Consider the following 20,674-nt stretch of genomic DNA (forward strand, 5'->3'; position numbering starts at 1 on the left):
TCGTAACTTTCAGCAACCTTACAGATAGCAAAAAAATCAGCATGTAAAGTTTGTAAAAAGAAAAGCAAGTATTATGAACAGTTTAGATTGCAGCCGAGGTGGCAGTATCCGTCAACTTATTTTTGGAATAGTATTTTTAGTTGTTTTAGGTGGGGGCTAAGTCAATAGCAATGTACTGTTATTACTTATCTATATACTCTTGGTAATTCTGGTCATTGACGGCTTCCCTGGATTGGCATTAACCGTTGAACTGGAGGAGGGGGCATCATGCAGCCTACATAGCCACGATGTATGGGAATCGCGACAACTACGCACGGCTTCTATCTATATGTCTTGCTGTCAGATAACCCAATGTAGCACCCCAAACTAGCATATAAATGCCATGTAATATGATCTCAAAATTAAGCCTATAATCTTGCATATAGTAATCATAGATGTAATCGACAGCAATAATACTAACTGTTATGTACAAAGCAGTTTTAAATGTAAGCGCTTTTGCATAAAAATAACTAACGCCAAGTAATAAAAATCCGGCCAAAAATCTTATGCCTGCATGAATTGACCACATAAGATTAAGCAAAGGTACTTTAAATACTGCCATATTAAAGAAATAGAGAAAAACAAAGCCTACAATGATAGAAACAACGAGTATTTTCATAGCATAATCTCCGTACATAAATTCATGAAGGTTCAATAAAACCTAACAAAAGCTAAGTTATACTATCAACTTTAAGCCCTTGTATTTCCACAGTGATACTACGGCTAGGCGCAACCAGCAAAAAGTCTGAAATGGTTTCAAGAATATCATGATCAATGAACTGAGCTTTATTGCCATCAATTATTAATTCACTTTCATCCGATATTTCGCGCAAATATTTCCGTAACAGAGCCTTATTGAGGAAAGAGACATCTTTGTGCATGCGCAATAAGTAATGAGAACCGTGTCGAGTCAAGGTGATTGCCGAATGAAAGTTAGCCTTTAAAACAAAAAAGAATCCACTGACCAAGCCAATTGCAATACCCATCAGCAGATCGGTAATTAAAATTGCCAGCACGGTAATCACAAACGGCAAAAATTGATTCCAGCCTTTCCTGTAGAACTCTATAAACAATTTTGGTTTAGCCAGTTTATAAGCGGTTTGTAAAAGAATTGCCGCCAAACAAGCAATGGGGATAGTATTAAGTAAACTTGCGCAGAACAAAATGCTTAGCAGCAGCAACACGCCATGGATAAAGCTTGACACCCGTGTTTGCCCACCGGCATTAATATTAGCAGAGCTGCGTACAATCACCGCTGTAATGGGCAAACCTCCAAGCATGCCGCTAATAATATTACCGAAACCTTGGGCTTTAAGTTCGCGGTTGGTGGGTGCAATACGTTTTTGCGGATCTAATTTATCTACCGCCTCCAGACTCAATAACGTTTCCAAGCTGGCTATAATCGCCAAGCTTAATGCAATACTGTATATTTTCGGATTAGTGAATAAATTGAAATTCGGCAGTTGCAGCTGGTCAATAAAACTTAATTCCGGCAATGTAACCAGATGCTTCGACCCAATAGCCCATTCTGGCACATATTGCAAAGCCCAGTAGTTATAACTGACTCCCCAGACTACTGCCATTAAAGGTCCGGGCACCATTCGTAAGATATTAATTCGTTTGATAAATTTAGTGTCCCAAACTATCAGAATTAACAGCGCGACAACGCTAACCAACATTACAGCGGGCGTTATGCCATTCAGAGCTTGCAGCAGTTCAAAAATGCTGGATTCAGCATTTTCCTGCATGTAGCTTTCGTCCCCCTCATAACTGATGTCATAGCCGGTTGCGTGGGGTATCTGTTTAATCAGTAAAATCAATCCAATCGCGGCCAGCATGCCTTTAATCACCGATGTGGGAAAAAAAGCGCCAATCAATCCAGCTTTCAGAGAGCCGAATATGATTTGTAAGCAACCTGCAATGACCAAACTTAATAAAAAACCACTATAACTGCCTAAAGTTTCAATTGCATTGGAATCTATCACAGTCAGTCCCGCTGCTGGTCCAGATACGCTTAATTGCGAGCCACTAGCCCATGACACCACGATGCCACCCACGATTCCAGCAATAATTCCTGAAAACAGCGGAGCTCCAGAAGCCAAAGCTACACCAAGACACAAGGGTAATGCTACTAGAAAAACCACAATACTTGCTGATAAGTCGTTACGTAAATAGTGTATGTAATAGTGAATATTGGAGCTCATCAAATCTATTCCTTGTTTAATTCATTTAATCCGCATGTTGATAAATTTTGTTGATTGGGCTATTTTCATCCAGCTTGATCAACTCATGCAGCAAACCATTTTCTAAGCCATATACCCAGCCATGTATAGTCGGTTTATGACCATGTTTCCAAGCAAATTGAATAATTGATGTGTGCGCTAAACGGTATACCTGTTCGATAATATTCAATTCGATGAGTCGATCCAACATTTTATCGGGATTCAGTGCAATCAAATCATCCTGATGTAAACGATACAGATCTTTAATATGCATTAGCCATTTGTTGGTGATCACTAAGCCCGATTTTTGCTTTTCCAGTGCGGCTTTAACACCACCACAACCATAATGCCCACAGACGATAATATGTTTAACGTGAAGCACCTCGATAGCGTATTGCAATACACTCAGGCAATTAAAATCGGTATTAATTACCTGATTGGCAATATTGCGGTGTACAAAAACTTCACCAGGCTGAGCATTAACAACCGTTTCAGCGGGTACTCTGCTATCTGAACAGCCTATCCACAAAAACTCGGGCGTTTGTTCTTTGGCAAGATTTTCAAAAAAATGAGGATCCCGGCTAATAACATCTTCCGACCAAGCTCTGTTTTCTAATAGTAATTTTTCTGGATTTAGCATGATAGTTGTATGAATAAGTTTTAAGATACGGATTTTTCGAAGAAAAATATTACTTAATCGGTCGAACTGTACTTTTTGACAGGTGTATCAATCGTAATTGCATTACCTGGGACAAGCCAACGGGTTAAAAAGTCTTTTTCGAACTAAGACTGCATCCTACCAATGTCACCTTTCATGTACCTTACATCGGCATAATTTATATGACAAAGGTGTCAGGTATAATTAAATTGAGTAGATTTGAATAAGTGTTAACCCCTTAACACCTTAGTCATGTGGAGATTAGCGGCTTTACTAACAATTAAAATTTCTTATCATCTTGTTTAATAGATAAAATTATGTATAATCCGCCATGACAGATGTTAGGCTAATACAGCTATTTATAAGCATAAGTGGGTGTAAATAACTTCGTTTTTTAAATTCGCTAAGGTATTTTGCTTATGTTTTTAACACAATCAAATACGCTTGCGGTCTTGTTATTTATTTTCTTTTTATCAAACGTTCCATCAAGTTCAGCCACTTCATACATCATTTTACCGGTAACTAGTCCAATATTTCTGCCAAACAAGGTTTTTTGGTTTTTTAACAAACTAGCAATTTTGGAGATCATATTATGAGTGTGTCAGAAGAAGAAATGAAAAAAGGCTTTTTCCATCAATATGCCAGTGTTCCTTTTTGGACTTACATTAGTGGAAATGCTACTGAATATAAAGGACTGAATCAGCAGCTTGAATCAGTCAAGAAAAACGAATCTGAGCAGCTTAGGTTACAGTCATCACTTGAGCAACAACAGAATCAGTTAGTCTCTCAGCAATTATTGTTACAAAATAGTTTAAAGCAAAATAATGATGATGTTGCACATATGCAAATGTTGGTAAAAGAAGCAGAAAACAATCTAAAAGATGTTGAGTTTAATAGTCCATTCTCTATGAAGCCAAGAATACCAACCCCGGTTGATTTAGTTAAAAAAGGTATTGGCCTTATACCTTATTTCGGCCCTATATTCACTGGCTACCAAGTTTATAATTATAATCTTCAACGTAAAGAAGCAACCAATCTATTAAATATAGAAAAACAAGCTCTAACAGACATTAATGAATTTGGAAGTAATACTAAAACTTCACTCAATACGACTCTAGAAAATTTTTCACTACTTCAAAAAAAACTAGAGGCAAATGGAAAAATTTTAAAGGGTTTGCAGCAATCGCAAGTTGACTTGAAAACAAAAATCACTAAACTGTAATTATATTAAGTTATTGAATAGCGGTTTTTTTTACTGAAATTAAAGCAATTTCAGAGCTTATGTTTATTTAAGCTTTAAAAGTACCCAACCAGCGTCCAGTTTTTATTTTTTATAGGTGGGGCTTGGTACAATCTATTTTTTACTTTTTCTATTTAGGATTTGTTTATGCACACAGCTCTGTTTTGTCTGTTGCTGTCACTGGCGGTTATTTAGCAGTAACATTGATTGCTGTTACAGTGTCTGAACGTTTGTTTTTTCCAGGTACTGATGAACATATCGTTAGCATATGCCATAATATTAACGTCCCAATTAAACCCAATCTCTTGATAGTGTTTCCATCGAGAAATACGTCCATAGCATGACTTATGTTTTGATCTGCCGAGTTTGTTTCAGAATTTACTAACAAATGGGGGAAGTGTAATGTCTATATATTTAACCAAGGTATACTTTAAAAAGACCTATGTAATAGGCATTTTTGCACTTGCTTTGATTTTTCTGCTTTTACCACCCGTTTATGCGGAGTCGGAACAAGTCTCGGCAGTCATATGGAATGTGCCACAAGACATTAGAGCGGATTTAATTACCCAGCTGGGCACGGGAACTGAACAAAAAGCCGATAGTGATTCGAAAGGTGCCGAAATTTTGGTAGTGGTTGCAGCTGTTACACTTACGGTATTAGCCAGACAAACGGTAACACTGGCTCATGATATACGCTGCGGGGGTACTGTTATCCTTGACAAGGGTGGCAAACTGGAAGTCAGCTGCGATAAGGCACTGATACCAGGCACTACCATTATTAAGCATCGTAATGGTAAAACTGAGATTTTTCCACCCGAAGGCACCGTGCAACAGCTTATAGACTTACTCAGTTCCATTACTAAAAAGTAATGAATACGGGTATTAGATAGAGTAGGCAATCATGTCGATTAGAAAGCGTTTATTTTTGGTACTGGCATTTCTATCGTTAGCTATTTTTCAACTTCAATGTCTGGCAGCGGATATTCAACCAGAGCCGCAACCCTATTATGATAACGCTTTAGGCAAGAAGACCCTGCTGTATAGTGGTGGAAGTTATGCACTGATGATAGGCATGTCTAATTATCTTGGCGAAAACAAAGGTGGTTGGGATACGCTTAATAATGTGCCAGAAGAAACCGAGCGTCTAAGCCATACCCTCAGGAAGCACGGCTTTCAAATTATCGCAAAACCCAATTTAGATTACATCTCCCTGCAAACAGTTTTCAAAGAGTTTTTTGCCACCTACGGGCAGAATAGTGAAAACAGGCTAGTGGTTTATTATTCTGGGCATGGCTGGACTGATAAAGACAACAAGGTGGGTTATATTGTACCCATCGACGCACCTAACGAAGCAGCCAATATAACGCAGTTGCGCATAAAAGCGTTGTCCATGCCCAGCATAGTTGACCAAGTTAAGAGTTTGGTTAAAGCCAGACATGCACTGTTAATCTTTGATAGTTGTTTTTCCGGGATGATATTCAAAGATATGGGATATACAACAAGTCCAACCTTAACTAATGATGATATGACGCAATATATCCTCTCCACCGGTCATTCGCCTGTTAGGCAATTCATCACCGCTGGCGATGAAAACGATAGGTTGCCCACGGACGGTACTTTTGTCAAAGTGCTAACACAGGCCTTGGAAGGCGATTACCCGGAAATTGTGCATGGTGGCTTTTTAAGCGGTATAGAACTGGGCGATTTTCTCAAAAAAAAGTTATCCACTTACACTGGCAATACTCAGCATCCGCTGTCAAAACCCATTCCCAATCCTGATCTTGATAAAGGTGATATTGTTTTTCAGTTCGATCAGTTCAAGGGGGTAAATCGTTTAGAACTGGCTAAGCCAAAGACTGATAACCTGTTATTAAGCCAACCCCAGCAAATAACGCCAGCGCCAGCCCTGACTTCAAATAGCCAATTATTACCAGATGCTCCAATCTACTTTAAACCCTGCTTGGCTGATACGCATAATGTCATCGTGGCATCCTTTCCCAATTCTGCCAATAACTCTGAAGCGATTGATAAATTGCAGATTTTCCGCAATCAATTTCCAGAGTTTAGGTTCAAGCTGTGGACCACTGTAGCTAGAGATGGTCAGAGTAACGAACAATTTGCCATTGTTGCCGGTCACGGCTTAAATCAGGTTGAAGCACAGACTTTGGTAAACCGTTTAAGAACCGCAGGCGTCGCAAAAGATGCTTATAGCACCAAACAAGAGTGGGGTGCCAGATGCATAGATGAATCCGCTAACGATGGTTGAGCACTCAACATCAGTAACTAGTGGCAACGAGGTAAGTTGTCATTACTCACGCACCGGCCTCATAGGACGCATTAGTTTCAGTGTAATTTGTCTCATGGTTGAAGGCAACAGTGTCGCAATACGGCTTCGCCTATTACGACCTATTCTGGCTTATTGTAAGTAATCAATTCAATCGTGATTGATGCGCTGCACTTCGTTTAGCACATCCAACAGTTCCATCCGGCATAACGCGTAACAGCCCATTAATTTTTAATTTTCTACCAATTAAACCTAATTTATTCGTCAATTACTTTCTTGCGTCCAATGGGTAGCATTAATTTACTGAATTTGCGGTTTTTATAATAATTAACCACGCGAAATAAAAGCAATAAACCAATAATTAGCATATAAAACAGCGGCTCTGCCATATTACCTTTTAATTGCCATAGAAAATGCAGCACAGCAGTGGCAGCAGCTAGATAGATAAAACGGTGCAGTTTCTTCCATTTTACGCCCAATCTTTTTTTAGCGGCGTTTGGAGAACTGATGGCCAGCAATAATAAAATCACAAAGGTAATTAATCCAAACCACAGATAACTACTTTCCAGAATGTCGATATAGATAAGCGACCATTGACCTTGAAAATCTAATAACAGATAGGCCAGTACGTGCAGAAAGGCATAAAAAAAACTGAATAAACCAAACAATTGTCTAAAATCGGCCATACCTCGCCATTTAGTCATGCTTTGCAGGGGAGAAATAAGCAGGGTAATGCACAAAAACCGTAACGCCCAATCACCTAAGCGGATATGTAGGGCTTGCATGGCATTAGCACCCAAATTATTGGTTAAAATATCAAACACTATACCCAGCAATGGAACCAGGCATAAACCGATACTATAGGTTTTGAGTTGCTGTGTGGATAGTTTCATTAGAAAAAATGCCTTAAATCCATTGCACTATAAAGATGAGCCACCTGTTCAGCATAGCCGTTAAACAATTCGGTTGTGCGTCGCGGTGTCCATAGTTCGTTACTTAATAAGCGTTCACTATTTTGACTCCAGCGTGGATGTGGCACGGCGGGATTAACATTGGCGTAAAACCCATACTCATTGGGTGCAAAGCGATTCCAGGTGGTTAAGGGCGCTCGTTTAAGTAACTCAATTTTTACGATGGCTTTGATACTTTTAAAACCGTATTTCCACGGCACTACCAAGCGCAAGGGAGCACCATTTTGTTTAGCCAGGCTTTTACCATACATACCGCTGGCTAGTAAGGTTAATGGATGCATAGCTTCGTCCATGCGTAATCCCTCTTCGTAAGGCCACTGCAACATGGCATTTTTGCTCAAATTTGGCATTGCTTCGGGTTGGCTGGTAGATACCAGCCTGACAAAGTGCGCGGTAGATAAAGGTTTAACCGCTTGCAATAAATCGGCTAAAGGAAATCCTTGCCACGGCACCACCATAGACCATCCTTCCACACAGCGAAACCGATATAGGCGCTCTTGTGCTGGAAAGCGTTTTAGTAAATCTTCTAAATGAAAAACTGTCGGCTTCTCCACTTCACCACTAATTTCCACCGACCACGGATCAATGCGCAGCGATTGCGCAAGAGTATTAACATCTTCTTTTTTAAAACTAAATTCGTAATAATTATTATAATTTTCGATGAGTTTAAGTGGGGTAGACTCCAATAGTTTCGGTTCTTTGTCACTGGCAAACAAACTTTTAAATGGGGATAAACTGCTGACTATACCCACACCAACACCCATGCTTTTAATAAATGCACGGCGATTAACAAAAATTTCTTCATCCGTAATCTCGGTACCTGGAATTGCTTTAATTAGGTTAATAGACATTTGCATTCCTCCGGTACTGTTTAGACCGCTTGGATATAAGAGGGAACTTCGAAAAACCACCCTTCGACAAGCTCAGGGCGAACGGCGGCATATATATCAATAGCTTACCGTTCGTTCTCAGCCTGTCGAAGCACAAAAGCCAGGTTTTTCGAAGCTCCCAAGACATTGGTGGTTAAATAGAACTTGATTAGCCGATACACAGCTTAAGCACTGGGCATAATTTAACGACTATAAAATCGGGCTAATCAATACATCCAATACTTACTTTTTCTTGTTATTGGGTATCAAACTCAGTATTTTTTTCATTTGGCGTTCGGTAATAAATGCCAGTGAAAATAGTTGCACTACGTTTTCGGCAGCCATTAAGTTTAAACCGATCTGTTCAGGCTCATGCTCCAAGCGCGTACCGAACAGTTTGTCCCATACTGCCAGTACGATGCCGTAATTGCTGTCGTGTTCATTGCGCAAAGTAGAATGATGGGTACGGTGTAATGATGGTGTGATAATCCAGGCGGAAAGTTGTGGCTCTATCTGTAAACGGATATTGGCATGGTGGAAAAAAATAAAAAATAATTCAACTATCTCAATAGCTAAGATCAGATAGGCATTTACGCCTATTACCACGACAAAAACACATTTGTAGATTATTTCCAAAAGTAAATCGAAAACATGAAAGCGTATACCCGTACTGACATTAAAGCTTTTATCGCTATGATGAACTTTATGAAATCGCCACATCCATTCCAGTTTATGTCCAGCGTAATGCCAACCGTAAATAGCCAGATCAAATAATGCAAACGCAAGTAGGCTTTTCAAAATGCCGTCATCCATGTTTGCCAACAGACCGCTACCCGAGAATTTTTCTGCCACCAGAAACAATGAAGACGCTTTAAGTATGGTCAGTATCAGATTGTTTAATAGAAACACTGAGGTATTGGTTACAAAAGAGTTTTTTTGTACCTGTATGGGAAAAGTGCGGTAAGGATGACGCTTTTCCAACACCAGTAACAACACAAAAAACACGGCAGCTAAACTGAATAATGCCACCAAATAAGGCATACCTGCGTTTGTATCAATAGTATCTTGCATGAAATACTCCTAACTTTGGGGAGCTAAAGCTTCCAGTAACGAAGACAGTTGTTGTATTTCATTGGCTGCTTGTACTTGTTCGCTGATATCGTATTGCACACCCAGGTAATAGACTACCCGTTGTTTTTTATCAAATAAGGGTATAATTTTTAAACGGTTGTGAAATAATTGACCATCTTTTTTGTAGTTTCTAAGAGTTACCTCTGTCGCCTGATGGTTACGCATTGCCTCAGCAATTTTATATCGCGCTTCTTGTTCACGGTCTTCGCCCTGTAAAAACCGACAATTAAAACCGATAATATCTTCTTGACTATAGCCTGTTAATTTTTCAAAGGCTTTGTTAGCGTAAATGATTGGTGCATCTTCCAAATCAGGATCTGCCAGGGTTACTCCATTAACGCATTCATCCAAAATAGCTGACAATACTTGTGGAATTAAACTGTTTTCTTTATCAATTATAAATGTCATTGTTGTACTCCGGTGTTCAGTTTATCTAGTTTGTCAACTATGCTTGCGCATCAAGCAAAATCAGTTGTCGGATGTTTTCTACGGTATTTTCAGCGCCTTCTTCAATGGCATAGCGAATCAGTTTTTCAAAGGGCCGCATAAATACTTCCAGCTCTAATAACTCAAAACGAAAGGTTAACTGTGTTGCCTCACTTTCCTCTGTATTATTGAGCTGATAGCATTGTTTATAAGGTGAAGAAATACCGGATAACACCAATTTTAGGTTGGGTTCCAGTTCAGTGATTTCAAAGATTGATTCCACCTCACTGCCATTTTCATCGCGGATCTGTTTGGCTTTGGCACCGACATACACTTCCTCGCCATCAAGACAATGCAATTCAGATACTTCGGCCGCCCATTTCGGGTAATTTTCGAAGAAGCGAATCGCTATGAAATTAAAAACACTCTGAATAGGTGTTTCAATAGAAATACTGGCTTCACCAGCAATGGGTTTTGAAAAGTTAAACGGTAAGGCGATGGACATGTTTCCCCCCTATCTGGAAAACTGCATTAAGTAATTATATTTTTTATTGCAAACCGTGAGGTATTATTGCTCTTCATGTACGAGTATTGTCAATAATCGAGTTGTACAAAAGATGTACGTGTCACAAAATCGTTTCTTTCAACCAGCGCTGATGCCTTTTACGGTGTAAAAGCTAGTCACTGTTTAATAGCCTAACTGCTCACCCCATTGTTTTTTTTCTAAAAAAGCGTAAAATCAAAAAGCCCTACAAAATACATTACTATTAAGGCTTTGATTTAATTAAAATAATAATTCGATGCATCCTTGGATAAGAAATCTATTCAGCTTACATTTTGTTTATGTTGCCAAACTAGAACAGTGATAGGAGCATTTCACCATGCACAGCAAAATTAATGTGTTTCCAGTCAATTCAGAATTACGTGAACTGGCTGAACAGCGTCTACTCGCTAAACAAGAAATTCGTTTAGATGAGAAAACGCAAGACAAACGATTGATCCACGAACTGCAAGTTCATCAAATAGAATTGGAAATTCAGAATGAAGAACTGCGTTCTACGCACACCGATCTGGAGATTAGTCAGGCACGTTATTTTGAATTATACGATTTGGCACCAGTTGGCTATATCACCATGAACGAGCAGAGTCTCATATTAGAGGCCAATTTAACCGCCAGCAAATGGTTTGGTAAAACCCCCAATGAATTAATCAATCGACCATTAACACAATTTATAGCATTCGATGATCAGGATATTTATTATCGAGCTAGCAAGCTGTTAACTGAAAACGGAAGGCTGGAGGCTGTTGATATACGCTTAGCTAAATCAGATAGTACTGACTTCTGGGTCAGGCTTGAAGCCAATCAGGCTAAGAATATTGATAACAGTAAAATATTTCGTTTGGTGATGAGCGATATTAACAAACGCATGGCAAATATAGAAAATATGCAACAAGCTGCTGCTATATTTGAGTGCGTGCGTGAGGGAGTCATCATTACTGATGCTAATACTCGCATTCTAATTGTTAACCAGGCTTTCTGTAGATTAACTGGATATTTTAACTATGAAGTGATTGGAAAAACACCAGGCACTTTTAAATCGGGTCATCAAGATAGTAGTTTTTATGCTGCGATGTGGGCTGAAATAAATAAAACAGGCTACTGGCAGGGCGAAATCTGGAACCGACGCAAAAATGGCGAATTTTATCCTGCGTTGTTGAGCATCAGTGCCATACGTAATATACGTGATCAAATTACACATTATGTTGGTGTATTTTCCGACAATACCCAGATAAATGATGCATTTGCACGTCTAGATTATTTGGCGCACCATGACCCATTAACCGGATTAGCTAACCGATTATTGTTATTCTCGCGCCTTGAGCATTGTATTTCGATATCGCATCGTGAAAGTAAATCGGCAGCCTTGCTTATACTGGATTTAGATCGATTTAAAGACGTTAATGATAGTTTTGGGCATTTGATCGGTGACGAATTATTAAAACAAGTCGGGAAAAAATTATCGAACCGGCTTCGTGATATTGATACCATAACCCGATTAGGTGGTGATGAATTTGCGTTACTGTTAGAAGATTTAACCCATCCACAAGATGCCGCAATTGTCGCTACCGATATTATTGCAGCACTGAGTGAACCCTGGCTGCTATCGAGTGGAATTGAAATACATATTGGTGCCAGCGTGGGTATCAGTTTATTCCCTGATAATGGAAAAACTTCAGAAGAGCTTCTAAAACAGGCCGATGCGGCTTTGTACCGCGCTAAAGCTGAAGGGCGTGGAAATTTTAAATATTATTCAGAAAACCTTACCCATGCTTCTTTGCGTCGCGTAAACTTAGAATCAATGCTACGCAGAGCAATCAGTAAACATGAGCTTGTTGTTAATTATCAGCCACAGATAGAAATTGCAACTGGCAATATTATTGGTGCTGAAGCACTTTTACGTTGGAACTGCCATGAGGAGGGCATCATACCCCCTGGTCAGTTTATACCTATTGCAGAAGAAACTGGGCTAATCAAAGAAATTGGTACATGGGTACTGACAGAAACCTGCTTACAAGGACAACGCTGGATTAAAGCGGGGTTACCACTGCTAAAATTAGCTGTCAATCTTTCCGCTCATCAGTTCCGGCATCATGATATCGCCGCGACAGTAACACAGGTACTAAAAGAGACAGGTTTTCCTGCTGAGTATCTGGAATTGGAAATAACAGAAAGTGCTCTAATGGAAAGAGAAACAGAAGTGGTATTAATCTTAAACCGTTTACGTGCTTTAGGTGTACGGTTAGCCATTGATGATTTTGGTACGGGTTATTCTTCATTGGCTTATCTAAAACATTTTCCAATAGATATTCTAAAAATTGATAAATCGTTTGTTAATGATATACCTCAACTTGAAGATGATATGGAAATTGCTGCCGCTATTATTGGCATGGGACATATCCTACGTTTAAAAGTACTTGCAGAAGGCGTTGAAACGGTGGAACAGTTTAATTTTCTAAAAGAGAAGGGCTGTGACTATTTTCAGGGCTATTATAAAAGCAAGGCTGTGTCTGCTGAAGAATTTGCAGCATTATTTTATTAAACGCCTTTTAGCATTAGGAGCATAAACCATGAGACTTGCCGCCAAAACTATCTTTGCCGCTTCCACTATCGGTATGCTTAATGCGGGTTACTTAACTTATCTGTATTGGCAAGAGACAGCGGACAGTAACGTCATTGGCCTATGTGACATCAACAGCACTCTATCCTGTTCCAGTGTCATCAGTAGCCCTTACGCCCAGTTTTTAGGGGTGCCAGTGTGTAGTATTGCATTGTTTGTGTATCCCATATTAATGGTATTAGCATGGCAATTACTGTCTAAAACTCATACCCGCAACCGGTTCTACGCTATCACGATTATAGCCGCCATGGGCTTGATGCTTAACTTGGTGTATGTATACAACGAAGTGGTTTATATTCAAAAACTGTGTCCATTATGTCTATTTTGCACCTTGCTGATCCTGACAGATTTTCTGATGGCCATTCGTGGTTATCTGCGTTCAACCCAGTAACTTTAGTCAGTAATCATACGAATATTTATTATCGATTTTAAGCGCCATACTGAGCTTACTAACATTTAAAACTGAAAGGAGAACAACATGGCAGCAAAAGCTGAAAAAAAGGCAACTACTCATAATCCTGAACAAACGGCAGAAATTATAAATCTGCATCCAGATATTACAAGAATTGCTGAACTGGCTTATTACAAAGCCAGCAACCGAGGTTTTGAACCAGGTCATGAGATAGACGATTGGTTAGAAGCCGAGCAAGAAGTGATACATCACTACGAATAGGCTTAGATAACGGTAATCACTGTGAGCGAAACTTACTCGCTACCTATTGCCGAATCCGCCCATTTCAAGGCTGAAGCGCGGAGATTTTCGCCAGGCCATAAAGTGGATGACTGGCTGAGTGCGGAGATGGAATATCGGGTTTATGCTGTTGGTAACGCTCACTTGAGTGCCTGGCAACATCATCCAGTTCAATTGGCAAATCCCATACCCCAAGTCCCTATGCTGACGGTTAATCAAAACAAAACAGGCTGAAATGTCAGGGTAATATTTTTCTATCCATTAAAATTCTTTTCAGCAACAGTGTCGCGATTCGGCTTCGCCTATTACGACCTATTCCGGCTTATTGCGTTGAAGCAGTTGTCATATTTTTGTCACCTAACAATGCTAGATTGGCATATCTACACAACGCAAATATAGCAGGAGTATAAAATGCAACTGATTCAAAAATTATTACCAGTGGCCATTGCCATGGCTCTGGCGTCTAACTCGGTTTTAGCTGATTTTGATGATCATTTTGATCGCGACCATGATCATCAATCGGCAGTTAGACACGTACTGTTGATTTCTGTCGACGGTTTGCACCAAAACGATCTTAAATGGTGTGTGGCTAACAATGCCTGTCCTACTTTAGCTGCATTGGTTAATTCTGGCGCATCTTACAACAATGCGTTAACGCCATTCCCGTCTGATTCTTTTCCTGGTATGGTCGGTCAAGTAACAGGTGGCAACCCAAAAACCACCGGCATCTATTATGATGATGCTTATAGCCGTACTCTGTATCCACAAGGCACAACAGATTGCTCTAAAGCAAAACCAGGTGTTGAAGTGTTTTACACAGAAGGCAACGAGCCTACATTGGGTACTGCGCCCAATAACTACATTTCTTTAGACGCAGGCCAAGGCATTCCTAACCTGTATCCTATCGTTAATACCTTAGTTCCTGGCGATGTGAGCAGTGTGCCATCTACTATCTTGAAACTGGCAACTAGCCCCAATGATGTCAGAAACATTGAGATCGACCCAAGCACTCTGCCTGTAGATCCTAGCACTTGTACGCCTGTTTATCCGCATCAATATGTTCAAGTGAACACCATTTTTGAAGTCGCTAAAGCTCATGGTTTACACACTGCTTGGTCTGACAAACATGCCGCTTATGAAATTCTGAACGGACCTTCAGGTTACGGTATAGATGAGCTATTCTCTCCTGAAATCAACAGTATTATTGATTTATCGAGCGATAAAGATTGGACCAAAAGCAATCTGAATACTCAAAAATATGACACCATTAAAGTGGCTGCCATCATAAACCAAATTAATGGTAAAGATCATTCAGGTGTTAACACCACGGGTGTTCCTGCTATTTTTGGTATGAATTTCCAAGCGGTATCTACAGCACAAAAACTGAATGCTTCTTATATTCCAGAAAGCCCAACTACCAAATTATTAGGTGGTTATAATGCCGATGGTACTCCAGGCCCAGTGGTTACTTCCGCTATTAAATTTGTTGATAACAGTTTGAAACAAATGCAAACAGCTATTAGTGATAATGCAAAGCTGAAGAATAACATTGCAGTGATCATTTCAGCCAAACACGGCCAGTCTCCTGTATTAAGAGCGGACCTGAAACTAATTAACGATGGTAACAACTCTGTATCTTTGGATCCTACTACTGGCCCTGGCTTAACAGATGCCGCTAACGCAGCATGGGCAGCCGCTTATCCATCTGCCGTTCAACCTTTAATTGCGCATCCTATGGATGACGATGGTGTTTTATGGTGGTTGAACGATAGAGTTAACGGTCCAGCCTTTGCTAAAGCATTCCTGCAAAACTACACTACAGGCAACACTGTAGCAGGTACATCATTTGTGGTACCTTCAGCCATTGGTTCTGACGATCAAGGTAAAGCCACTTCAGTTACCATTAACAACGCAGGCTTATCGAGCGTATTAATTGGTAAAGACGTGACCAATCTATTGGGTGTTAAAGCCACTGATGGCCGTTATCCAGATGTGATTGGTATTGCTCAAACCGGCAGCGTTTTTGCTGGTAGCAGCTTATCTAAAGTAGCTGAGCATGGCGGTGCTAATATTAATGATCGTAATGTACCTCTTATTGTTTCTGCGCCGGGTGTTGCCCATGCTGTAAACAACAGTAATGTACAAACTGTGCAAATTGCACCGACCATTTTACATCTGTTAGGTCTTGATCCATACGAACTGCAAGCTGTTCAAGTGGAAAATACCAAAGTTTTACCTGGTATTAAATAATACTGTTTTACCTGGTATTAAATAATACTGCTTTACCTATCAGCTGGCTAATAGCCAGCTGATAGGCTTATCGTTTAAACCCACCGTCACTTTGTATGAATGTATTAAATCAACGTACATTCAACGGCGCTAAGTCGTCATTACCAACTTAGAGCGCATTGGCTTCAGCGTAATACACGACATGGTCGAAGGCAACAGTGTCGCAATACGGCTTCGCCAATTACGACTTATCCAGCTGATAGCGTTATTTATTTCAAAAATTTCGTCATTAATGACGCGTAATCCGAATAACCGATTGCCGTAGCGGCAATGATGAGCATAAAGCCTTGAAAAATAGGACGTTGCAAAAAGGGTTTATAGGCTAAGGCTGCATAGATTTCGGCGCGTTCAATAAGTGTTTTTAATTGTGTAGACAATGCGCTATCCTGACGACCATCACTGCGCATCAGACGACGCTTCATCTTTTTGATGGTTTCTTTCTCCGCTTCTTCGGCCACAGATTTCAAGCGAAAATCGCAATAAAACAAATAGCCAAAACACAATGCCAGTGCTAGTAATAATCCCGGCGGTGTGTTCCAGTGGTCAAAATAACTCATGCGCGAAAACACATGTAATGCCACCACAATTAATGGATAGAAGATAAGCTGATTTACTTCAACTGCTAATTCACTAATCAGGCGAATTTTTGCCCATTCACTCAATTGCGTAGCAGGGATATTTAATTGTTGACTGAATTGCTGACAGCAAAATTTCAGCAAATGGATGTGACGGGGCGCCGTCTCAATATTGTCTTCAATATAGCGAATTATGGTTTGGGTGCGGGTAATGACCAATACCAGTGCCAAGATAAAGGTGATTAATAACACCATCATCATTAATGCATTAATATCGAACGATAATTCTCCCCGAAATGGAATATTTAAGGAACCAAACCCTTTGATGAGTATGATAGAAAAGGTCGCAATGATCAAAATGTTAATGGTCATGCCCAACAGCGTGTATACGCTAAAACCCTTATAACTATAATCTAAGTATGATTTACAAGCGGGATAACGTTGTATAGCATTTTCCAGAAATTCATATTTAAAGTTAAAGTCGATACTGTTATCTAGCTTGATACTCAGTTTATGAAATAACTGTTCTTTGATAACATCAGGCCAATGATAGGCGGCAACGATACCGTTAACGGCCACCACAATAGCAATATAACGAATCAGTAGTGTTGGCCAAATGCTAACCCCCTCTAACCATGCTATCGGTTCTGCAGGATACCAGGCAGGCTGAATATACCAAACAGCTAACAAGGCAGATATCAGCACAAAAGCGCCAGCAAACAGTCCTAGGCTTATCTGCCTCTGAACTTTACGCAGTTGATATTTCAACGGGTAGGATTCATCACTTTGTAGCTGATGTGAAAAATAACGCCAGAGGATAAACAGTACCAGTAAGCCAATGCTGGCTATGGCTAATATATGTTTAGCGGCCGGCAATGTCGGATATTCAGCCTCTTGAATGGCCGAATCATAGGGGGAGGGAATCTGCAACGGAGCAGGTATGGTTTGCGAATCACTGTCGTTTATATCCGGCATATCTTGATTGGCATGGCGGTTATCAGGCAGATTAAACGCGCGGGTGCGGCCAATTTCATGAATAACTGTCTGCTTATAGATGGATGACGTAAGCACAGGAGCATGAAACGCATCCCATAACGCCATTTCGGTAGCCAGAAAATAACCCGTTTGGTAACTATCGCGAAACGGGGGTATATCTTTCTGCCATTGTTCTGCCAACTCCAATCCCAGACTGGAAGTAACAATCAGATTACGTGTCCATTGGTTTTGATCAGGATGTAAAATACGCGCATCCATTTCGTTAGAAAAAAATAGTGCTTGCGGAAAGCTTTCATGAAATGCCTCCAATATGAGTAGCTTATCGTATACATCACTACCGAGTACGCCAATTGCCGTTATGCTGGCTTGTTTAGTGGCCAAGTCGGTATTCAATGCTTCCAGCTTTTCCACCAATCTCCGCACATAATCAAATTGACTGTCACCATCAGCACTTTCCATGGCTTTTGATTGCGCTTCTTTATCGTTATTGCCTTCGTTACTGGCACCTTCCGTATGTTGTGTGCGGGTACCTTGTGCTGTTTTATTGGGTTTTTCACCATCCAAACCACGAAAATAACTAAATTTATGAATTTGATTTAATCTTTGTTGGCAAACTTGCGGGGTAATGTCATTGCACTGTGCCAGTTGTTGGGCAAAGGTAGTGCCTATATGGTGACCATAGAGTGTGTCGTTTTCCGAAATGAGTACTATATGTTGCGACGCATCGCTGATTTGAATACCGCGTAATGCGAGTTCTGCGCTTAAGCGTTTGGCTAAATCCTTATCAGTAGCAGTTACACGATTAAAGTTTAAACCTATGCGGTTAAAATTGGCCGAAATCGGATCATCATTCAAAGTTGTATCTTGAAATAAGCTTTTTTCATCAATTGTGGCTCGAGGCGAATATATTCGAAAATTGGCCGCTAACAGTGGCGGGTGCCATGTTTCCATATCCATTGTTTCTGAGGCTAATTCCAGTAGCATTGCCGAATCGGTTGGCCCTAACAGGCTAATCTCACAATGCTTGTTTGGATTACAGTTACTGGCTAAATTAACAAATAGCTTATTGAGTTTTTCGTAAGGTTTACTTTGAAAATCTTGACTGTTTAAATAAAGCACTATGGCTTGTTTAGATTCGGTTGCATCAAGCTTAGGCGTTTCAGCCAGCATTTCGTAGCTGATTTCAATATTGGGCTCATACCATCTAAACACACCAATATGTTCAGAATCTTCCGGCTCATACGCCAGAGCAGCATTAAAGCCTGATAATACGGCATAGCGTAAGCGCCGACGGGTTTCACTATCCTCATAATAGGGGCCTCCGGGAAGCATGACGGCCATGATGATGCTGTTTGAATTGTTCTGAAACTTTTCACGCAAATGTTCATTAAACCATTGCAAGTCATGCATTTCCTCGTTACTCGACTCGTTTTTCAATACTAACGACGCGTCTTCGTTATTGACTAATTCCAGCTTAGGGGTTTTATGATGATTTAGGGCTTCAAACGGATCCTGCCATAAACGTACCGCTATATCCTGAAAATGGTTACTCAAACCCCAATGCGTTTGGTTTTGATTAGGGCGGGTTTCATGAAATGAGTCTTGTTCGACAAATAAACCGCCGGCCACCACTATTAATAATAAATAGGTGACATGCGCTAATGAAAAATCGGATTTAGAATTGCTTTCTTCTGCCATACACAAAACCTCGTGGGGTTAAACTCTACATTCGGCCAGTATATCGGCAAGTCTTACTGCGGCTATTATCAGTAAAGGCTTGGTGAAAGGGCTTAACTATTTAAAACCATTATATTAACGATTGCATACTTAATCTGTTAGTGTTTTAACCAAATATTTGTTAAATATATCACAGTGAAAGGTATAGGGGGCCTGTTGAATCATCTCCAAAAGTGTTCGTTCTGCGCTAATTTGTCCTATTCAAAAAAACCAAAAGTGATCAGATGTAGGCGACAAGACGACAAGATAATTTGCTGGTTACCTCAATGTGATAATTCGGCAACCAGCAGCCTATCGACAATGTTCAATCTATGACTGTTGCTTGCCCGAATTAAATCATTGCTTAATAGAAGCCAATGCAGTAGTCAAAGTAAGCTTCTGCATAATCAATGGTAGGCCAATAAATAATGCCAAATAAATACTGGGTTAATCTTGGAAAGTAGTAAGCCGTAGGCAGGCTGCTGAAATCCTATAAAATTCCTTTTTCATGCAGTAATTTTGCTGCTTGATCTATTGCGGCATTTGCATAAATATCTGGAGTTCCTACTACGCAACTGACAAATATATACTCACGTTCACCGCGATGTATATATCCAATTACCCATCGAATTCCCTGTCCAAATTGATCATTTATACTACCTGTTTTAGCGCTTACTCTTGCATCATTTGGCCAAGGTGCAGCAAACGATTGCTCTCCTGCTGCATTAACCACGACATTAGTTGGTTGTAATAGAACGGTCTTAACATCAGTCATTGCTGATTTTTTTACTGGCAAAGCATCTTGATATAGAGCTTTTAAAAAAATCAATTGCTCTTCAGGAGTTATTAATAGTGAATTTCCAAGCCAAAAGCTAGTGAGTCCTCCACTAATATCTTCATTGCCGTAAGCAAATTTATGCAAATAAGCTTTCTCTTGCTCTAAACCAAGTAGTAATGCAATACGTTGAAAATACCAAACGACTGAATTACGAATTGCTGAGGCTAGGGTGTGGTTTCGACGTGCCGAATAGGCCCAGTTCCCTTTTCCATCGTATTCTAACTCCTGTTCTGGACTTGTGATTACTCCAGAATCCAGTGCCGCCAATGCGTGTGGAATTTTGAATATTGACGCAGGACTCAATCTCAATTTGCAAGCTTCGGATGGATTCTGGATTATTTCACCAACCCCAAATTCATATAGCAAAAAACAGGATTTATCGTGATGTTCGGATGTTTCAATTGCATCAATGGCGTGTGATTGTTTGAAATAAAAAATACAAAATAAACCAATAAATATAAGATGAGCGCGATAATTCATAGAAATATTAAGGACAATTGGATTTCAGTATGCACACTGGAAATTAGATAGTTAATAGTTATGGGGCGGT

The 20,674-nt window shown here is 40.0% G+C and carries 18 protein-coding genes; 8 read left to right on the forward strand and 10 right to left on the reverse strand.

Going from position 1 to position 20,674, the window contains the following annotated elements:
• Nucleotides 1–307: 307 nt before the first annotated feature.
• From ABH008_RS12730 to can, 3 genes are read right to left on the reverse strand one after another with little or no spacing between them, the layout of a single operon-like run.
• Nucleotides 308–658, reverse strand: coding sequence for a hypothetical protein (locus ABH008_RS12730; protein WP_347985998.1), 351 nt, complete (start codon nt 656–658; stop codon nt 308–310).
• A 52-nt stretch (nt 659–710) separates the two neighbouring features.
• Complete coding sequence (locus tag ABH008_RS12735) at nt 711–2,243, reverse strand: SulP family inorganic anion transporter (RefSeq protein WP_347985999.1); 1,533 nt, start codon at nt 2,241–2,243, stop codon at nt 711–713.
• A 25-nt stretch (nt 2,244–2,268) separates the two neighbouring features.
• Nucleotides 2,269–2,901: a carbonate dehydratase gene (gene can / locus ABH008_RS12740; RefSeq protein ID WP_347986000.1), complete on the reverse strand. Its 633-nt coding sequence runs from the start codon at nt 2,899–2,901 to the stop codon at nt 2,269–2,271.
• Nucleotides 2,902–3,511: 610 nt separating this feature from the next.
• On the opposite strand from can, the gene ABH008_RS12745 reads away from it, so the two are divergent.
• From ABH008_RS12745 to ABH008_RS12755, 3 genes are all read left to right on the forward strand, one after another.
• Nucleotides 3,512–4,141, forward strand: a complete 630-nt coding sequence (locus ABH008_RS12745) for a hypothetical protein (protein WP_347986001.1) — start codon at nt 3,512–3,514, stop codon at nt 4,139–4,141.
• Nucleotides 4,142–4,561: 420 nt separating this feature from the next.
• Nucleotides 4,562–5,029, forward strand: a complete 468-nt coding sequence (locus ABH008_RS12750) for a hypothetical protein (protein WP_347986002.1) — start codon at nt 4,562–4,564, stop codon at nt 5,027–5,029.
• Between the two features lie 31 nt (nt 5,030–5,060).
• Nucleotides 5,061–6,425, forward strand: a complete 1,365-nt coding sequence (locus ABH008_RS12755; protein WP_347986003.1) for a caspase family protein — start codon at nt 5,061–5,063, stop codon at nt 6,423–6,425.
• Between the two features lie 275 nt (nt 6,426–6,700).
• On the opposite strand, the gene ABH008_RS12760 is transcribed toward ABH008_RS12755, so the two are convergent.
• From ABH008_RS12760 to ABH008_RS12780, 5 genes are all read right to left on the reverse strand, one after another.
• Nucleotides 6,701–7,336 (reverse strand): protein-methionine-sulfoxide reductase heme-binding subunit MsrQ, encoded by a 636-nt coding sequence (locus ABH008_RS12760; RefSeq protein ID WP_347986004.1) that lies wholly within the window; start codon nt 7,334–7,336, stop codon nt 6,701–6,703.
• Nucleotides 7,336–8,265, reverse strand: coding sequence for a protein-methionine-sulfoxide reductase catalytic subunit MsrP (msrP, locus tag ABH008_RS12765; RefSeq protein ID WP_347986005.1), 930 nt, complete (start codon nt 8,263–8,265; stop codon nt 7,336–7,338). Before msrP ends, ABH008_RS12760 begins: the two co-directional genes overlap by 1 nt.
• Nucleotides 8,266–8,526: 261 nt before the next feature.
• Nucleotides 8,527–9,354 carry a sterol desaturase family protein gene (locus ABH008_RS12770; protein ID WP_347986006.1) on the reverse strand — a complete coding sequence of 276 codons (828 nt, stop codon included), beginning with the start codon at nt 9,352–9,354 and terminating at the stop codon, nt 8,527–8,529.
• Between the two features lie 9 nt (nt 9,355–9,363).
• Nucleotides 9,364–9,822 carry a PAS domain-containing protein gene (locus ABH008_RS12775; RefSeq protein ID WP_347986007.1) on the reverse strand — a complete coding sequence of 153 codons (459 nt, stop codon included), beginning with the start codon at nt 9,820–9,822 and terminating at the stop codon, nt 9,364–9,366.
• 37 nt (nt 9,823–9,859) lie between these two features.
• A complete protein-coding gene (locus ABH008_RS12780) occupies nt 9,860–10,345 on the reverse strand; it encodes a hypothetical protein (RefSeq protein ID WP_347986008.1) in 486 nt (161 codons plus the stop codon).
• Nucleotides 10,346–10,721: 376 nt separating this feature from the next.
• On the opposite strand from ABH008_RS12780, the gene ABH008_RS12785 reads away from it, so the two are divergent.
• The 5 genes from ABH008_RS12785 to ABH008_RS12805 all read left to right on the forward strand — a co-directional run bounded on the left by ABH008_RS12785 (nt 10,722) and on the right by ABH008_RS12805 (nt 15,960).
• Nucleotides 10,722–12,941: an EAL domain-containing protein gene (locus ABH008_RS12785; protein ID WP_347986009.1), complete on the forward strand. Its 2,220-nt coding sequence runs from the start codon at nt 10,722–10,724 to the stop codon at nt 12,939–12,941.
• Between the two features lie 28 nt (nt 12,942–12,969).
• Nucleotides 12,970–13,410: a vitamin K epoxide reductase family protein gene (locus ABH008_RS12790; protein ID WP_347986010.1), complete on the forward strand. Its 441-nt coding sequence runs from the start codon at nt 12,970–12,972 to the stop codon at nt 13,408–13,410.
• An 87-nt stretch (nt 13,411–13,497) separates the two neighbouring features.
• Complete coding sequence (locus tag ABH008_RS12795) at nt 13,498–13,692, forward strand: DUF2934 domain-containing protein (protein ID WP_347986011.1); 195 nt, start codon at nt 13,498–13,500, stop codon at nt 13,690–13,692.
• Nucleotides 13,693–13,713: 21 nt separating this feature from the next.
• Nucleotides 13,714–13,944, forward strand: coding sequence for a DUF2934 domain-containing protein (locus ABH008_RS12800; RefSeq protein WP_347986012.1), 231 nt, complete (start codon nt 13,714–13,716; stop codon nt 13,942–13,944).
• A 177-nt stretch (nt 13,945–14,121) separates the two neighbouring features.
• On the forward strand, nt 14,122–15,960 hold the full coding sequence (locus ABH008_RS12805) for an alkaline phosphatase family protein (RefSeq protein WP_347986013.1): 1,839 nt from the start codon (nt 14,122–14,124) through the stop codon (nt 15,958–15,960).
• 248 nt (nt 15,961–16,208) lie between these two features.
• On the opposite strand, the gene ABH008_RS12810 is transcribed toward ABH008_RS12805, so the two are convergent.
• Both ABH008_RS12810 and ABH008_RS12815 read right to left on the reverse strand, forming a co-directional pair.
• Nucleotides 16,209–19,268 carry a hypothetical protein gene (locus ABH008_RS12810; RefSeq protein WP_347986014.1) on the reverse strand — a complete coding sequence of 1,020 codons (3,060 nt, stop codon included), beginning with the start codon at nt 19,266–19,268 and terminating at the stop codon, nt 16,209–16,211.
• 508 nt (nt 19,269–19,776) lie between these two features.
• A complete protein-coding gene (locus tag ABH008_RS12815) occupies nt 19,777–20,604 on the reverse strand; it encodes a penicillin-binding transpeptidase domain-containing protein (protein ID WP_347986015.1) in 828 nt (275 codons plus the stop codon).
• Nucleotides 20,605–20,674 lie beyond the last annotated feature (70 nt).

The sequence above is a fragment of the Methylomonas sp. AM2-LC genome (assembly GCF_039904985.1).
Classification (GTDB): Bacteria; Pseudomonadota; Gammaproteobacteria; order Methylococcales; family Methylomonadaceae; genus Methylomonas.